This is a genomic window from Caballeronia sp. LZ033, from assembly GCF_031451265.1.
Lineage (GTDB): Bacteria > Pseudomonadota > Gammaproteobacteria > Burkholderiales > Burkholderiaceae > Caballeronia.
The window spans coordinates 604,031-621,071 of record NZ_JARUXQ010000003.1 but is presented as its reverse complement, the minus strand read 5'-3'; the positions used below and the strand labels follow the sequence as shown (position 1 = coordinate 621,071).

Below are 17,041 nucleotides of genomic sequence, written 5' to 3'. Positions count from 1 at the left end.
GGGTCAGCTTGCCGACCGGCGGCCGGTTTCACTGAACTCATGATCGCACCTCGTTCTGCCAGGACGGATGCCAGCGCAGCGTCGCGCGCTCGATCAGGCGAGCCGCCATGTCCGCCAGCTTGCCGAGCAGCGCATACAGCAGGATGCCGACCAGCACGACATCGGTTTGCAGGAACTCGCGCGCGTTCATCGTCATGTAGCCGATGCCCGATTGCGCCGAGATGGTCTCCGCGACAATCAGCATGACCCACATGAGTCCCAGCGCGAAGCGCACGCCGACGAGAATCGAAGGCAATGCGCCGGGCAGGATCACATGCCAGTACAGCGGCCCGCCGGAGAGCCCGTAACTCTTCGCCATTTCGATCAGATCACGATCCACCGAGCGGATGCCGTGATACGTGTTGACGTAGACCGGAAAGAACACGCCCAGCGCAACGAGCACGAGCTTGGCTTCCTCGCCGATGCCGAACCACAGGATCAGCAGAGGAATCAACGCGAGCGCGGGAATGTTGCGGATCATCTGCACGGTCGAGTCGAGCGCGATCTCCGCAGGTCTGCTGAGACCCGTTGCCAGCCCGAGCACGAAGCCAGCCGAGCCGCCCATCGCAAAACCGGCGAGCGCCCGCCATGCACTGACCTTGACGTTGGCCCACAGATCGCCGGACAGGATCAGGGTCCATGCCGCCTTCACGACCGCTAGCGGTTCGGGCAACACGCGCACCGACAGCCCGCCGCTGCGTGCCGCGCCTTCCCAGGCAATCAGGATCAGCACGGGCACGGCCCATGGCAACAGATGTCGGGTGATGTTTTTTCCGATTTCCATCGCGCGTTCAGCCCTGCGCCGCACGCGGCAGTTCCGAGGTGCCGATCACTTCGCCGAAGGGCCCCGACAACGGACCCGTGGGTGTGGCCTTCTGGCCGCGCGGCAGCAGCGGGAACACGAGTTCGGCGAAACGATATGACTCTTCGAGATGCGGATAACCGGACAGGATAAAAGTGTCGATGCCGAGTTCCGAATATTGCTTCATCAAACCGCCCACTTGTTCCGGATTTCCGACGAGCGCCGTGCCCGCGCCGCCTCGCACCAGGCCCACGCCCGCCCACAGGTGCGGATACACCTCGAGCGCTTCGCGGTTTCCGCCGTGCAGCGCGGCCATGCGCCGCTGGCCTTCCGAGTCCATCTTTGCGAACGAAGCCTGCGCACGGCGGATGGTTTCATCGTCGAGCTTGCTGATCAGGCGCTCCGCGTCCGCCCGCGCCTCCTGCTCCGTCTCGCGGACGATCACATGCAACCGGATCCCGAACCTGATCTCGCGGCCTGCTGCGGCGGCGCGGCGGCGAATGTCGGTGATTTTTTTCCCGACTTCGGCAGGCGGCTCGCCCCATGTCAGATAGGTATCGACATGCTTTGCGGCGATCTCGTGCGCGGCCGGCGAGGACCCGCCGAACCACAGCGGCGGATGTGCCTTCTGCACCGGCGGATACAGCACCTTGCCGCCCTGCGAGCGCAGATGCTTGCCTTCGAAGTCGAAGCTGCCGTTCTCGTGCGCGCTTTCCAGAAGGCCGCGCCAGATGCTCAGGAATTCATCGGTGAGTTCGTAGCGCGTATCGTGGTCGTAGAAAACGCCGTCGCCCGCGAGCTCGGACGGATCGCCGCCCGTAACCACGTTGATCAGCAGGCGGCCGTTGGAGAGCCGGTCGAACGTGGCTGCCATGCGCGCCGACAGGCCCGGCGAACTCAGGCCCGGACGTATCGCGACGAGAAACTTGAGACGCCTCGTCGCCGGAATCAGGCTCGACGCCACCACCCACGCATCCTCGCAGGAACGTCCGGTGGGCAGCAGCACGCCTTCATAGCCGAGCGTATCGGCGGCGGTTGCGATCTGCCTGAAATAGTCGTAGTCCGCCGCGCGCGCGCCTTGCGTGGTGCCGAGATAGCGGCTGTCGCCGTGCGTGGGGATGAACCAGAAAACATTCATTGCGATAAACCTTGCGTAAGCGTCTCGTTTTTAAATCGATGCAGGCGCGTCAGCGCATCAGGCGACGTTCCAGCGCGCCGCGCTCACGTCGAGCTGTTTCGGAATCAGCTTGAGATTCGTGAACACATCCGCGATCCGCTGCTGATACGCGAGCGTGGCATTCGTGACCGGCTGCACGCCGTATGCCGTGCGTCTGAGCGCGGTTTCGAGAATGTCCGCATCGAGACCCACGAGCGGCGACAGTTGCGCCGCGACCGCAGGCACGTTGTCGCGCGCCCAGCGATCGACCTGATCGAGTTCATCGAGCACCGCATGCACGAGTGGCGCTTGCGTGCTCGCGATCCTGCGCGTCGCGAGGTAGTACTGCACGTTGCTGACGAGGTTCGTGCCATCGACGAGCTGCCGCGCATGCGCCTGTTTCTCGACGGCGGCCAGATACGGATCCCAGATGACCCATGCGTCGATGCTTCCCTGAACGAAGGCCGCGCGTGCATCGGCGGGGGCGAGATAGACGGGTTGGATATCCGCATAGGCGAGCCCCGCCTTCTTCAGCGCCTCGACCAGCAGATAGTGAACGTTCGACCCCTTGTTCAAGGCCACTTTCTTGCCGCGCAGGTCCGCAACCGAGCGTAGCGGCGACTGCTGCGGCACGACGATGGCCTCCGCCCTGGGCGCGGGCGGTTCATTGGCGATATAGACAAAATCCATGCCCGCCGCCTGCGCAAAGATGGGCGGCGTCTCACCTACCGTGCCGATATCGACCGCGCCGGCATTGAGGCCTTCCAGCAATTGCGGCCCGGCTGGAAACTCGAGCCATTGCACCGTGACGCCCTGCGCCGCGAGACGCTTGTCGAGCGTGCCGCGCGCCTTCAAGACGACGAAGTTGCCATATTTCTGATAGCCGATACGCAAGGTCTTTGACGTGTCAGCGGCACTCGCGCCGCCGGCGGTGAAGACCCCCGTCATACCCGCGCCCAGTGCGGCGAGCCTGACGAGCGCACGGCGGCGCGACACATTTTCCGGAACGAACATGAGGATTCCTCTGGCGATGAACGATGACATCGGTGATGCCGTCTGGGTTCATCGATCTTAGCAACGGGTCCAGCCATCGCTAAGCGAGCAATCGTCATAATCAATTCAGAAAAACGGCATCACTCCGGCGGAAGATCGGCGGGCGACTGGAACACGTCCACCGTATAGCCCATGTTGAAGTAGCCCGCGCGCGCGTACAGCGCGATGGTTTCCAGCCGCTCGGTGCGGCTCGGCGGTTCGTCATGCTGTGTCTTGCCGGAGGCTGTTCCGCACGCACAGTCCTGGCGCACGCGCTGAAATGCGCGCATCCGGCTGCGATCGCGCCTCTCCCGTACGGAAGTCGACAGGGTTTGCCAGTAACGAGTCAGGATGTGCTGCATGGCTGCGCTCCTGCGTAGCGTGAATGCCTCGAATCTAGACCGTTGCAAAAATTCCGGCAAACAAACTTTTCTGCAATGCATTCCAGCGCCCCGATTTCGAGCACGGACCGCTTCAGGCAGCCTTCTCCGCCGCACGGCGCCCCTCGGGCACACTCAGCCCAAGATGACTGCGCAACGTCTTGCCTTCATACGCGCGGCGGAAGATGCCGCGCTTTTGCAGGATCGGCACCACGCCTTCCGTGAATGCTTCGAGTCCGCCCGGCAGCGCATCGGGCATCAGGTTGAAGCCGTCGGCGGCGCCCTGTTCGAACCAGTGGGCGATGTCGTCCGCGATCTGCTCCGGCGTGCCGACGATCACACGATGCCCGCCGCCGCCCGCGAGCGCGCGCACCAGTTCGCGCACCGTATAGCCGTGCGTGCGTGCCTGGGCGAGTGTCGCGTTGAAAAAAGTGTGATTGCCGTTGCCGTTATTCGGCGGCGGAAGGTCGTCGGGCAAACGCTGGTCCAGCGACAGACTATCGGCCGGCACGCCGAGCGTGCCCGCCAGACGGTTCAGGCTGTAGCGCCACGGAATCAGGTCGACGAGTTCATCGCGCCGGCGCAGCGCCTCGGCTTCGGTCCCGCCGATGATCGTGGTCAGGCCCGCGAGCACCTTCACGGCGTCCGGTCCACGCCCATGACGCGCCGCGCGCAGGTTCAGATCCTCGCGATACGCGCGCGATTCATCGAACGATTGCGAAGCCGAAAAGACCGCTTCCGCATGACGGGCCGCAAGTTCGCGGCCATCGCCGGATGCGCCCGCCTGCACCAGCACCGGATGGCCCTGCGCGGAGCGCGGCAGGTTGAGCGCCCCTTGCACACTGAAGAAGCGGCCACGATGCGCCGCCGGATGCACGCGCGCGAGGTCGACGAAGCGGCCACTGGCCTTGTCCGCGATCAGCGCGTCATCCTCCCAGCTGTTCCACAGCGTCTTCACGAGCGTCGCGAACTCGTCGGCGCGTGCATAGCGCTGTGCATGATCGGGCACGGCGTCAAGGCCGAAATTGCGCGCGGACGGCAAGTCCGCCGTCGTCACGATGTTCCAGCCCGCGCGTCCGCCGCTGATGAGATCGAGCGTCGCGAAACGGCGCGCGAGGTTGTACGGCTCGTTATAACTCGTCGATGCGGTCGCGATGAGCCCCAGATGCTCGGTCGCCGCCGCCACGCTGGTCAACAGCAGCGTCGGTTCGAGCGCAGTGATCGGCCGCATGTCGAGCTGGTCGGCGATCGCGGCGTTATCGGCGAGAAAGATGGCGTCGAGGCACGCGCGTTCCGCGATCTGCGCCAGCCGCACATAGTGGTTCACGTCGATGAACGCGGCGGGATCGGCATCGGCGAGACGCCATGCCGACGGCACAAAACCGGAATGCAGCGCGTTGATGTTCAGATGCAACTGGCGCGGAGCGGCAGCGCTCATGAATGAAACTCCAGAAAAATTCGGAACGTCCGGTTCAGAAAACGCGGCCTTCGGTCAGATGCGTGGTCACGCCGTTCAATTCGTAGTCGCCCAGCACCCGCGCTTTATGCAACAGCGGGTTATGGCTGAAGATCGTGCGCAGATTGCGCCAGTGCCGGTCGAAGTTGTGCGCGCGCGAAGTCGCCGACGCGCCGCCCGCCTCGAACAGTCGCTCCGCGGCTTGCAGCGCGAGCTTGCTGACGACGATCTGCGTGCGCGCCGTTGCGAGCGAGCCTGCCAGCACGAGCGCTTCGGCATCGGCGGCCCCGTTGCGGATGGCGCGTGCCGTCCGGTCCAGCACGCGCGCGTTCTCGGCGATCAGCGCATCGATAGCGTGACTGTGCGCCGAAAGCTCGCCGACGACCTGCTGGATGAACCCGTCCTCGCGCGCAGTCGGCGCCGCGCTGTGCAGCACGGGACGCCCGTGCTTCAGCACATAGCGCTTCGCGTCGGCGACGACATTGCGCACGATGCCCGCCGCGACCGACACCAGATGCAGTTGCCGCAGCGCGCTGCCGTGGCGTCCGACGAGCGTCGATTGCACGCGCGGCGCGACTTCGTCCTCATGGACGACGAGATTGTCGAACTCCAGGCTGCCGCTGGCGGTCATGCGCTGCCCCATGCCGTCCCAGTCGTCGAGGACGCGCAGGCCTTCGCGCTGCACCGGCACGATCGCGCTGACCGACTCGCCGTGCTCGTCCTGCACATTGAGCCGCGCGTAGTCCGAGAACGCCGTGCCCGTCGAATAATATTTTCGGCCGCTCAGGCGATATTGATTACCCTCGCGACGCAGTTGCGTAGTGATCTCACCGGGACGCGAAGTGCCGGCTTCGGTCGAAGCGCCGCCGAATATCGCGCCCTCGGCCACGCGCCGGATCTGCACTTCGTTGAACGGCGTACGCGGCGACAACAACAACGCTTCGGTCTGGTCGAAATGGATGCGCAGCGCATGCGCCACATTGCTCTCGTGCGCGGCGAGCGTGGAGATCACGTGGAAAACATCTTCGAGCGAGCCGCCGAGCCCGCCCCACTCCACCGGCAGGCGCAACTTGCCGAGGCCGGAGCGGCGAAACAGGGCGAACGCCTCGAACGGCAGATCGCGACGCACTTCCCGTGCGGCGGCGTCCGCACCGATGGCTTCCGCGAGCGCGGGCAACGCGGCGAGTGCGTCATGCAATGCGTTGCGGGCTTGAGAGTCTTGTGACATGGTTCATTCCAGTTTTTTGATTGGCGCGCGGCCGGCCGTCAGGCGGCCTGCGCGTCGAATTGGAGGGCCGGCACGGCGTCGAGCAGCGTGCGCGTATAGGCATGCCGGGGCGAGCGCCAGATTTCGCGGTGATGGCCGCTCTCGACAATGCGTCCGCCATGCATCACATGCACGCGGTCGGCGATATACCGGACCACCGAAAGATCGTGCGAGATGAAAAGATAGGCCAGACCCAGATCGCGCTTCAGCTCCACCAGCAGATTGAGAATCTGCGCCTGGATCGAGACATCGAGCGCGGAAACCGGTTCATCGCAGATCAGCAGCGCGGGTTCGAGGATGAGCGCGCGCGCAATGCCGATGCGTTGCCGCTGGCCGCCCGAAAATTCGTGCGGATAGCGCGCGAGCGCCGTACTGGGCAGACCGACGCGATCGAGCATTGCGGCGGCACGCGCACGGCGCGCACGGGCATCGCCGACGCCGTTCACCGCCAGCACCGTCTCCAGGATCGCGCCCACCGTGCGGCGCGGATTCAGCGACGCATACGGATCCTGGAACACCATCTGCACGTGGCGCCGATGCGGCCGCAACGCGCGTTCGTCGAGCGGCGCGAGGTCCGTGCCGCGCAGGCGGATCGCGCCGCCCGAAGCCGGCACGAGGCGCATGATCGCTTTCGAGAGCGTGGATTTCCCGCACCCCGATTCGCCGACCAGACCCACGGTCTCTCCGCGTCCGATGTCGAACGACACACCGTCCACCGCGCGCGCCATGCCCTTGCCGTGGCGATGCGCATAGTCGACGGTCAGGCCGCTTACCGACAACAAGGGTTCGCCTTCGTCCTGCTTTTCCTGAGGCGTGTTCACGCGCGCCAGAGGCGTCACGTTGAAGGCCGCCTTGCCGTCGGCGGAAGCCGCGTGCCGGATCTCCGGCAGCTTCCATTCGCGGTAGTGAACCTCGTTCGACAGGTTCAGCGACGCTCCCAGCAGCCCGCGCGTATAAGCATGCTGCGGCCGCGTGAACAACTGTTCCACCGGCCCTTCCTCCACTTTCTCGCCGGCAAGCATCACGGCGACACGGTCCGCATGCTGCGCAACGACGCCGAGATCGTGCGTAATGAGCAGCAGCGACATCGACAGTTCGCGGCGCAATTCGTCGAGCAGTTCGAGGATGCGTGCCTGGATGGTGACGTCGAGCGCGGTGGTCGGTTCATCGGCGATCAGGAGACGCGGACGGCATGCCACGGCCATCGCAATCATCACGCGTTGCCGCTGCCCGCCCGACAGTTCATGCGGATAATCCGCTACGCGCCGCTGCGGCTCGGGCACATGCACGAGATCGAGCAATTCCACTGCGCGCCGCTGCGCTGCCTGCTTCGACAGCGATTCATGCTGCCGCAAGGTTTCGACAATCTGCGCGCCGACCGGCAACACCGGATTCAGCGAGGTCATCGGCTCCTGGAAGATCATCGAGATGTCGCGCCCACGCAGTGCACGCATGTCGCGCGGCTTCAATGCGAGCACGTCGCGTCCGTCGAAACGCACGCTTCCGGTCACCCGCCCCGGCGCGGGCAGTAGCCGCATCAGCGAGAGCGCCGTAGCCGACTTGCCGCAGCCCGATTCACCGACGAGCGCCAGCGTCTCGCCGGCCGCGATATCCAGATCGATGCCGCGCACCGCGCGATGCGCGCCGAAATCCACGTGCAAACCGCGCACTTCAAGAAGTTGAGTCAAGCCTTCACCTCGTCAGGAAAGCGGCCGCATGCGCGGATTGAGTGCGTCGTTGAGACCGTCGCCGAGCAGGTTCAGCGCGAGCACGGCCAGCACGATCGCGGCGCCGGGAATCGCGGTGAGATACCACGCGGTGCGCAGCGAATCGCGGCCCGCGCCGATCATGCCGCCCCACGTCACCACGTTCGGATCGCCCATGCCGAGAAACGACAGCGACGATTCGATCAGGATCGCGCTCGCCACCATCACCGATGCAGTCACGATCACCGGAGGTAATGCGTTAGGCAATATTTCCCCGAATATGATGCGCGTATGACTGAAGCCCTGACTGCGCGCGGCGAGGACGAAATCGCTCTGTCGCAAGGTACGGAACTCGGCGCGCACGATCCGCGCGACCGTCGGCCACGAGGCAATACCAATTGCCAGCGCGATGACCGTCACGCCCGGATTGCCGATCGCGACGATCACGATCACCAGCAGGAACGAAGGCACCGTCTGGAACAATTCGGTGACGCGCACGAGCACGTCATCGGTCAGCCCGCCGAAGAAGCCGCCTATCGCGCCCACCAGCGTGCCGATCACGAGTCCGATCGCCGCCGCCGATGCACCGATCAGCAAGGACACGCGCGCACCGTGCGCGACGCCCGCCGCCACATCGCGGCCGAGCGAATCGGTCCCGAGGCGGTAAAGCGGATCAGCGCCCGGCCATTCGAAAGGCGCTGCAACCATGTCGAGCGGATCGCCAGGAAAGAAATGCGGGGCGCCGAGCGCAAGTGCGATGAAGGCGGCCAGCAGCGCAAGGCCCGCAAGCGCGGAAGGATTGCGCAGCAGCGCATGCCATGCACCGCGCGAGCCATGCGAAGACGGCGCCTGCTGTGCACGGCGCGAGCCGAACAACGCGCCCGCGAGCTGGCGTCGCCAGGCGGAATGAGGTGAAGGAGTAGCCATGCGTGAGAATGAGTGAGTCAAGCGATGCGTGGATCGAGCCACGCCTGAAGCAGATCGACCACGACGTTCGCGACGATCACCAGCAACGAGGACAGCAGCAGCACGCCGAGCAACACGCTGAAGTCGCGGGCCATGACGGCATCGAGCGCGAGCCGGCCAAGGCCCGGCCAGCTGAACACCGTCTCCGTCACGGCCGCTCCGCCCAGCAGCGTCCCGAAGTGAATGCCAACCATCGTCGTGAGCGGCATGAGGGCGTTGCGCAGCACATGGCGCACCGTCACGCGCAAAGGATGCAGCCCCTTTGCATGTGCGGTGCGAACGAAGTCCTGGCGCGTGACTTCGAGCATCGCGCTGCGGGTCAGCCGTGCGTAGATGGCGACGAAGAAGGAGCCGAGCGTCGCGGCCGGCAGCAGCACATGCCGGGCAAGATCGGCGAGATGGGCGAAGCCATGCAGGTTTGCGCCCACCGTCACATCGCCGCCGCTCGGCAGCCAGCCGAGATGCACCGAGAACAGGACGATGGCCAGCAGCCCGATCCAGAAGCCCGGCGTCGAATACAGCAGCAGCGCGAGCACCGAGAGCACGCGGTCCGGCCACTTGCCGGCCCAGTGCGCCATGACCGCGCCCAGCACGATCCCTGCAACGATGGCCAGCGCGAGCGCCGTGCCCATCAGGATCAATGTGCTGGGAAGGCGCGACAGAATCAGCTGCATGACTGGCGCGTCATAGCGCGGCGAATAGCCGAGGCTGCCGTGCGCAAGATGCCCGAGGTACGCACCGAGCTGATGCAGCACCGGCTGGTCCAGGCCGAACTTCGCGCGCAAGGCCTGCACCGTTTCCAGCGTGGCGGAGCCGGACTCGCCTGCCAGTACATCGGCGGCGTCGCCGGGCATCAGCTTCAGCAGGAAGAAGTTGGCGATCACGATGGCGAGCATCGTCGGCAGCGCCTGCCATGCCGTGCGTCTCGCTATGGCGGCGAAACGGCTGCGTCGGTTCATCGCATCGCTCCTCATGCAGCCAGCCACACATCGGCGAGATTGCCTTCCAGGCCTTGCGCGGACACCGTGTGATTGCGTACGCGGCGATTCGCGAGCGTGACCATTCGCGGCGCGACGAGATTGAGAATCGGCAGATCGCGATACACGATCTGCTGGAATTGCTGATACAACGCAATGCGCTTGCTCTCGTCGGTTTCAATCGACGCCGCTTCGAGCAGGCTATCCACCTGCGCGTTGTTGTAGTGCGGCGCATTGGAGAATGGCACGCCCGGACGAATGTTCTTCGACCAGTACAAACGCTGCACGCCCACACTCGGATCGAACAACGTATTCACGCCGATGCTCGTGAAGTCGAACTGACGGTCCGCATACACGCGTTTGAGGAACGACGGCAGATCCTGCGAGCGCACCGTGACCTCGATGCCCACGCGCGCCAGCGCGGACTTCACATAGTCGGCCTGACGCCGATACATGTCGCCATAGGGAAGATAGTCGTGCGTCAGCTGGAAGCGCGGACCGCCGTTCTTGCGCGGATAACCGGCCGCATCCAGCAGCTTCTCCGCATTCGCTGTATCGAATGCATACGGTGCAAGCTTTGCATCGTGATACGGCGAAGCAGGCGTGATGGGTGTGGGCGAGACATCGGCATAACCGTACGCAATCGTCTTCTGCACGATCTGGGGATTCACTGCATGCGCGATAGCCTGACGCACCCGCAGATCCTTCAGGACCGGATGATCGAGATTGAAATCAATCTCCGAGAGCGGCTCGAGGAAGCGATAGCCACGCGTCTCCACCGCGAGTTGCGGCAATTGCGTGAGACGCGGCAAGTCCGACAACGGCACGGGGTTCTCTCCGCCGAGATCAAGCGCGCCGGTTTCGAACGCGGCCGAACGCGCGGCGGCATCGGGCACGACCTTGAAGACGAGTGCGTCGATATACGGCTTGCCTGCGTCCCAGTAGTCCGGATTGCGTTCGTACACGATGTTCGCACCACGCGTCCACGACTTGAAGCGGAACGGGCCGGTGCCGACAGGCGCATTGTTATGCGGGTTCGACAACGGATCGCCCGCGGCATAGAGATGCTTGGGGACTATCGGCGACTCGCCTGCCGAAAGCGCCTTCAGCAGATAAGGCGCGGGCTTCGACAATTCGATGACAGCAGTGCGCGCGTCCGGCGTCGTGACCTGCACGACGTTCGCAAAGGTGCTGCGGCCGCGTGGATGAATCGACTTCAGCAGGTCGATGGAAAACGCGACGTCAGCTGAAGTGAAAGGCTGTCCATCGTGCCACTTGACGTTCTGCCGCAGCGTGAACGTGTACCTGAGGCCGTCCGGGCTGACCTTCCAGGCGGTAGCGAGTTGCGGCTGCGGCTTGAGATCGAAGTCATAGGCGAGCAGCCCTTCCAGCACCTTCGAGCTGGCGACGAGCGCGGGTCCCGTGGTCTGGAAGATCGAGACGAGCACGGGCGGCTCGGGATTGATCAGCATGTTGAGCGTGCCGCCCCGCTTCGGCGCCGCGCCCTGTGCGAAAGTCAGTGAAGACAGGCTTGCGGACGCGAGCGCCGCGCCCGATGAAACCAGGAATTCCCGCCGATTGAAACCTGCCATGTGCTGCCGTTCCTCTTGTGTGCCGTGGTCGTTCGGATATGACGCGGCATGATGTTGCCGCGCCGCTCACGATAGAACGGCATCGCATGCAAGAGAACCAAGCGTTCCGCATATGCAAAAGCACGGCGGCGCGAAAAGCTTATGAGGAAACGAGCGGAAAGGGTATGTTCTGCTCATCCGCGCCTTCGTTGATCGATCCACAGCCGCGCCCAGCGCGCGGCATAGGCCACGGCGTGATCGGCTTCGAAGAAGCAGTCGAGCGCGTCGAAGGTGAATGGAAGGACACACGAGCCCGTCCCGATGCACGGTCCCCGGTATATCGGGCTCGCGTCATGTGGGCGCGGATAGCTCCTTCTCCATCCTGTCGCGCCGTGCTGCTTGTGCCTGGATTGATTGCCAGACATCGTCGGGCACGCTGTACCGGCTGGGTGGGAATTCTCCAAGCATTTGCCAATTTTGTGCATGCTCGGTCCAATCGTATGTCGTCCGCCACGTCGGCATGCCGTCGATCCTGTGAGCCTCGAGCTGGCCGTATGGCGTCGGCACCAGGTAGGTACCATCGCGCAACAGCAGCGCAACATGCCGTCGGCCAAGCCACTCCGCAATCCTCGGTGCTGATACGGCTCCCGTGTTCTGCACAAAATCTTCGATGCTGCCGCCCAAGGCATTGGAATCGATGCTGGGAACACGAGTGACAAACCCGTTGAACCCAGGCGGAAGCGCGGTGTCGGGATCGCGTTCGAATTCCCGCAGCGCGGCTGAGTCGCCAGCATTACTTTCGTGATATGTCAACGTGTTGGCAGCGGGTGGCGTCACCGGATGAAGTCCCGGGTCGGTCAAGGTCCATTTCGACAGACGTCCCAAGTCGGTCGCTGACACGTACGGCTGATAGCCGAACCTTCCGATCGACAGATACTTGCCGTCTTCGACGTGAATCAAATGACCGTTTTCGTAGCGGAACACGCCGTTCGTACCCGTCCCTTCGGGCGTCGGCCCGGTATAAACGTAGCCGTCGCTGCGAACCTCCAGTACGCGGTTCGTGTCGTTCGCGAGGTGGAAACGGCCGTCGTCGCCGAAACGGAACTGGCTTACGCTATCGGATCGGTTTGGCCCCGACCTGTAAACATAGTCGTCGTACACATTGCCCGAACCGTCGACGTAAAGCAGGATGCCAGAATGAGCGCTCGGCGGATCGCCAGCCCATAGTGTGGTCGGCCCGCGATAGTCCAGATGGCAGGATTGCCGCTCCTCCGCGATCCGGACCTTGCCCAGCGAGTGTGCGTAGAAATTGGCTTGAGTCAGATTCTGATCACCTTCTGGCTGCCATCCGACTGTCTCAAGACCCTGCTTGACAGGTCTGGCATAAGAACGCCACAGCGCCTCTCCCCAAGGTGGATCGCCGTTGGGGAAGCGCGCCAAATCCGGCCGGGCACCCGCTGTGCGGGTTGTATCGAAGATGTCCGAACGATAGTCCGGATTGGCGACGAAGCTCCCTGCCTCACCGTTGGACACCTGCCACCAGCCCCTGATCTGGCCGTAATCGATGCGGCCCATCGCGGCAACTTCCTGATTCTCCGGGTTGCGCGAGTATTCCCCAAGACTGCCGTTGACCGACACCATGTTCGGCGATGGCGCCACCGAATAGATATAACCGTTAGGCCCTTGCGCAGCAAGGCGCCGCCGGGCTGCAACGGAGCTCGCAAACGTGCTCAGATAGCCCGCACCATCGGTCGTGCGCGGGTTCGACGCCATGTCGAAATCATGCACGTCGAGACTGACATTCTGAAGCGATACTTCCTCGGATTCGAAGCCACCACGCGCCTTCAGAGAACCCGGCGTTTCACGCGATGGACGAAAGCGCTCGTAGGGCTTTGTCTCCATGGACAGATCGCTGCCGCGCTTGAATTCGTCATGATTCGGCAAGGTCGTCGGGCTGAACACCACACTCGGCGGCTGTGGGCGAGCCGCGAAGTCGGGCACCGGAGGCGAAGCGCCAATATAACGCTCGCGAATGCTCGACAGCGACTGATTGCCGATCCCACCGCTGGGACGTGACGAGACTAGCGCGTTGGACCTGGCGTGATCGTCAGGAACAGCGTAGTAGGTAACGCTGGCAGATCGGACGCCGCCCGAATCCTGGTATGCCTCGTGGAACGCGTCGCTCACGGCCCGCTCCATGTGAGCGTAGTCTCGATAAGTAAATACGCCGTGCTCAGGATCATAGATCTGGTAGCGATCGTTTCTGTAGTTCGAAGAGGGATTGAGGCGTTGCACGATCAAGGGCCGATGGCGGGCTGCGAGGTCGCCGCCCCCGCTCGCGGGCTCGCCCAATTCGAAATCGATGTATGCGAAGTCGTTGGGCAAGGGTAGCGACGCCTCACCGCTGGGATACCCACGCATGAACTGATTTGCCAGATCGACGGTCAGCGTGGCTCCACTATTGGCGTGACTCACGCCCCCATGACGGACGCGGTCGGGCACGTCTGGACTCGCGATGTAGCGGCTTTGGTCGCGCAACAGGTTGAGTTGTCCGAGTGTTCGCATGCCGCGCCCAACCCGGTGCAGATCGTCATTAAGTTGCACGGTCGAAGCAGCCAGATCTGAAGCGCGTCCCGTTGCAACATCACGCATCGCATGCGTACCGAGGGCATCCCAGTAGCTGCTGTACGAGATGCCCCGCAGCAACGGTGGTAACAGCGCGGCGCCTGTTAGACCATTCGCATCGTCCGCGTGCGCACCGTACAGAAACGGCTCGAGCGGGAGGTCTTGCTCAGCCTGCGGAAATGTAACGTTCTGCGAGGACAGGAAAGATCTGGGAGTCGATGCAGGGACCCGACGGTAGACAGTGATTGCGTCCGGATTCAGCTTGCCACCAACTTCCGAATACGCCGAATTAAAGTAGCGAGCAAGCGATTTTGACGCGGCTTCGCGCGTCTTGTAGTTGAAGACGCCGTTGTTCGGATCGAAAATCGAGTACTCACCGTTCGATTGCCTTTGTATAAGAATGGCGTGGCCACCAATCTCGGAATCGGCTTTTTTCTTCGAGTAGACTCCGAGCAGCACCAAGGCGTGATCGCCCGACTGCAAGTTGTCGATAGAACGGTAAAGCGCCTCCAGGCGTTGTTTGCGCTCCAGGTTCAATAATGCGAGATACTGCGTCGGTTCCCTGTCATAGTGACCAAGGATCGGTGGTCCATCCTGGCGCTGCTTCGCCTGATAGCTGTCCACTCGATCAAACATCTTTTCGGCCTCCGGTGAGTTCGATTGCGCGGTGTCACGCATCGATCGCACTACCGTTTGCAGATCGAACTGGGCGTTCGAGGCTGCATCGAGCCGGCGCATCGCCTCCGTGTCGAGTCCGAAGCAGGTTCCACGCCCCGTTACGCCGCGTGTGCGTAGATAGTCAAACTGATCGAATCGTTCATACGAACGCGCGCGCTCCCGCAAGGCGTCACCGCCCCGGTATTCGCGAAAGCGCTTCTCTTTGGGCTTATCGCGTTTCTCGATGACGTGGTCATCCGCCAGTTGCGCGTTTTGGCTATGGGCATCGCTTGGCGATGCGAACGTGGCAAAAAACCGGCGGCCTCCTGCAGCAGGTTGGCGGTCGGTGTGCGCACCATGATGGGCCGATCATTGAGGATGCCCGGTGATGGCTTGACAGCCTGCGCGGGTGTTCGATCCGCATTCGGGACAGGGAGAGGGAGCGATTGAAGCGAGCCGCCAAGAGCATCATGCCTGGTTTCGTCCGCATCACCCTTGTCGAGGCTCAATCGCCAAGCTGTGGCTTGCCCCACCTTTTGCTGAACTTGCTCATGCAGGACATTCCCGGTGGAATCGCCATGTCGGGCATCCGTTAAGAGCCCATTGGCGGACGAGACATCAGATCCGCTGGAGGAGATTGGCGACGCACTGAGGTCGTCCCCTTGGCCACAGGTGGCAGGCGCGTTACGCCCGTCAAGTTGGCCGGCGGGTTGATCTCCCGCTACCGGACACGCTGGCAAATCAGCTTGGTCCGGCTGTGGACTCGGCTCAGTGCAGACTTGCTGGTTCGACCAGGCGTCTGATGCTTCGTTAGGCTGAAAACTCTGACTCGTGCTGGGAACCTTCATGTAGTCCTCGCAATGACGATCGACAAAACGGATCGGTACGGTACGTACCAAAAGCCTGTTGATTGATCATAGTGAGGTCGCCCGCTCGGACGGTGGCGATCAAGTACCACACATAGCACTGTCGCTTATAGCCATGCACGGCCGCCGGATGCGATTCATGCTGATACGCGTGCCGCGCCCTTCAAACCAAGGCTTTGGTCTTAGCTAATGCGCGCTGCCGTCAGGACTTATTTCGTGGGGCGAGATTGAAGTCCGAGCGCCGTGCGACCCTCGCGCGGGGCCATGCGCGCCAGGAAGACGATGACCGCGGCCACCACAGACATGATCGCCAGGCCCGTGAGACCGCCCTGGATCGAGCCGGTCTTCTGTTCGAGGAAGCCGAAGGCTGCGGGCGCCACGAAGCCGCCGAGATTGCCGATCGAGTTGATCAGCGCGAGCACTGGCGCCGCGATGCGCGCATCCAGATAGCCTTGCGGAATGGGCCAGAACAACGACGATGCCGCCTTGAAGCCGATGGCCGCGAAACAGATGGCGACGAACGAGAACGCCGGGCTGCCCAGACCGGCGGCATACATGCCTGCCGCCGCGATCAACAGCACGCACGCCACCCATGCCTGCTGGAACTTGAAGCGTCCAGCAAGAGCGGCGAACAGATACATCGCGACGATCGAGATCAGCCAGGGAATCGAATTGAAGAGCCCGACCTGGAAGTCGTTCAGATGCCCCATCTTGCGGATGATGCTCGGCAACCAGAAGGTTGCGCCGTAGATGGTCAGCGACACGGAGAAATAGATCAGGCAGAAGATCAGGATCTGCGGATCGCGCAACAGGCTCCACGACGAGGGCTTCACGGTATGCGCGGCATCGCGCTGACGCTGTTCCGCTTCCACCTCCGCGATGAGCGCATCCTGTTCCTCCCGCGTGAGCCACTTCGCGTCGCGCGGCTTCGAGTCCAGCCAGAACCACACGAAGCCCGCGAGCACCACGGAGGCCATGCCTTCGATGATGAACATCCACTGCCAGCCATGCAGGCCCGCGCCTTCGATCAGCATCAGGCCGCCGGAAATCGGCCCGGAGAACACTGATGCAAGCGCCGAGCCGCTCAGGAAGACCGCCATGGCCCGGCCGCGTTGATCGCGCGGCAGCCATTGCGTGAAGTAGAAAACCACGCCCGGGAAGAAGCCCGCTTCGGCCGCGCCGAGCAGCAGACGCATGGCATAGAAAGATGTTTCGCCCTTCACGAAGGCCATGCCGACCGCAGCCAGCCCCCACGTGACCATGATGCGCGTGAGCCATGCCTTCGCGCCGAAGCGTTGCAGCAGCATGTTCGACGGCACTTCGAATACGGCATAACTGACGAAGAACAGACCCGCGCCGAGCCCATAGGCCGCAGCGCCGATGCCCAGGTCCGCGCTCAGATGCTGACGCACGAAACCGATGTTCACCCGGTCGATGTAATTGACGATGAACATCACGACGAACAGCGGCAGCACGTGCCACTTGATCTTGCGGACGGCGCTCGACAGCGCGCTGGAAGTGCTCATGAAGATGTCTCCTGG

The 17,041-nt window shown here is 63.3% G+C and carries 13 protein-coding genes; all 13 read right to left on the bottom strand.

The annotated features are described in order from the left end of the window. Nucleotides 1-37: 37 nt before the first annotated feature. Nucleotides 38-823 carry an aliphatic sulfonate ABC transporter permease SsuC gene (gene ssuC, locus QCE62_RS24025; RefSeq protein WP_309923922.1) on the bottom strand — a complete coding sequence of 262 codons (786 nt, stop codon included), beginning with the start codon at nucleotides 821-823 and terminating at the stop codon, nucleotides 38-40. Nucleotides 824-830: 7 nt separating this feature from the next. After that, complete coding sequence (gene ssuD, locus QCE62_RS24020) at nucleotides 831-1,979, bottom strand: FMNH2-dependent alkanesulfonate monooxygenase (protein ID WP_309923919.1); 1,149 nt, start codon at nucleotides 1,977-1,979, stop codon at nucleotides 831-833. Between the two features lie 57 nt (nucleotides 1,980-2,036). After that, a complete protein-coding gene (locus QCE62_RS24015; RefSeq protein WP_309923917.1) occupies nucleotides 2,037-3,011 on the bottom strand; it encodes a sulfonate ABC transporter substrate-binding protein in 975 nt (324 codons plus the stop codon). Nucleotides 3,012-3,130: 119 nt separating this feature from the next. Next, entirely contained in the window at nucleotides 3,131-3,391 is a 261-nt protein-coding gene (locus QCE62_RS24010; RefSeq protein ID WP_309923913.1) for a hypothetical protein, read from the bottom strand. Nucleotides 3,392-3,503: 112 nt separating this feature from the next. Then, nucleotides 3,504-4,847 (bottom strand): LLM class flavin-dependent oxidoreductase, encoded by a 1,344-nt coding sequence (locus tag QCE62_RS24005; RefSeq protein WP_309923910.1) that lies wholly within the window; start codon nucleotides 4,845-4,847, stop codon nucleotides 3,504-3,506. A 34-nt stretch (nucleotides 4,848-4,881) separates the two neighbouring features. Beyond that, on the bottom strand, nucleotides 4,882-6,093 hold the full coding sequence (locus QCE62_RS24000) for an acyl-CoA dehydrogenase family protein (RefSeq protein ID WP_309923907.1): 1,212 nt from the start codon (nucleotides 6,091-6,093) through the stop codon (nucleotides 4,882-4,884). A 38-nt stretch (nucleotides 6,094-6,131) separates the two neighbouring features. Further along, nucleotides 6,132-7,820, bottom strand: coding sequence for an ABC transporter ATP-binding protein (locus tag QCE62_RS23995; protein ID WP_309923904.1), 1,689 nt, complete (start codon nucleotides 7,818-7,820; stop codon nucleotides 6,132-6,134). A 12-nt stretch (nucleotides 7,821-7,832) separates the two neighbouring features. Continuing rightward, the gene (locus QCE62_RS23990; RefSeq protein WP_309923902.1) at nucleotides 7,833-8,765 is read right to left on the bottom strand and encodes an ABC transporter permease; all 933 of its coding nucleotides are present in this window, start codon (nucleotides 8,763-8,765) and stop codon (nucleotides 7,833-7,835) included. A gap of 17 nt (nucleotides 8,766-8,782) precedes the next feature. Then, complete coding sequence (locus tag QCE62_RS23985) at nucleotides 8,783-9,763, bottom strand: ABC transporter permease (RefSeq protein WP_309923900.1); 981 nt, start codon at nucleotides 9,761-9,763, stop codon at nucleotides 8,783-8,785. Between the two features lie 11 nt (nucleotides 9,764-9,774). Further along, complete coding sequence (locus tag QCE62_RS23980; RefSeq protein WP_309923898.1) at nucleotides 9,775-11,373, bottom strand: ABC transporter substrate-binding protein; 1,599 nt, start codon at nucleotides 11,371-11,373, stop codon at nucleotides 9,775-9,777. Between the two features lie 330 nt (nucleotides 11,374-11,703). Then, entirely contained in the window at nucleotides 11,704-14,715 is a 3,012-nt protein-coding gene (locus tag QCE62_RS23975) for an enterotoxin A family protein (RefSeq protein WP_309923896.1), read from the bottom strand. Nucleotides 14,716-14,753: 38 nt separating this feature from the next. Continuing rightward, nucleotides 14,754-15,143, bottom strand: coding sequence for a hypothetical protein (locus QCE62_RS23970; protein WP_309923894.1), 390 nt, complete (start codon nucleotides 15,141-15,143; stop codon nucleotides 14,754-14,756). 566 nt (nucleotides 15,144-15,709) lie between these two features. Beyond that, a complete protein-coding gene (locus QCE62_RS23965; RefSeq protein WP_309923892.1) occupies nucleotides 15,710-17,026 on the bottom strand; it encodes an MFS transporter in 1,317 nt (438 codons plus the stop codon). Nucleotides 17,027-17,041 lie beyond the last annotated feature (15 nt).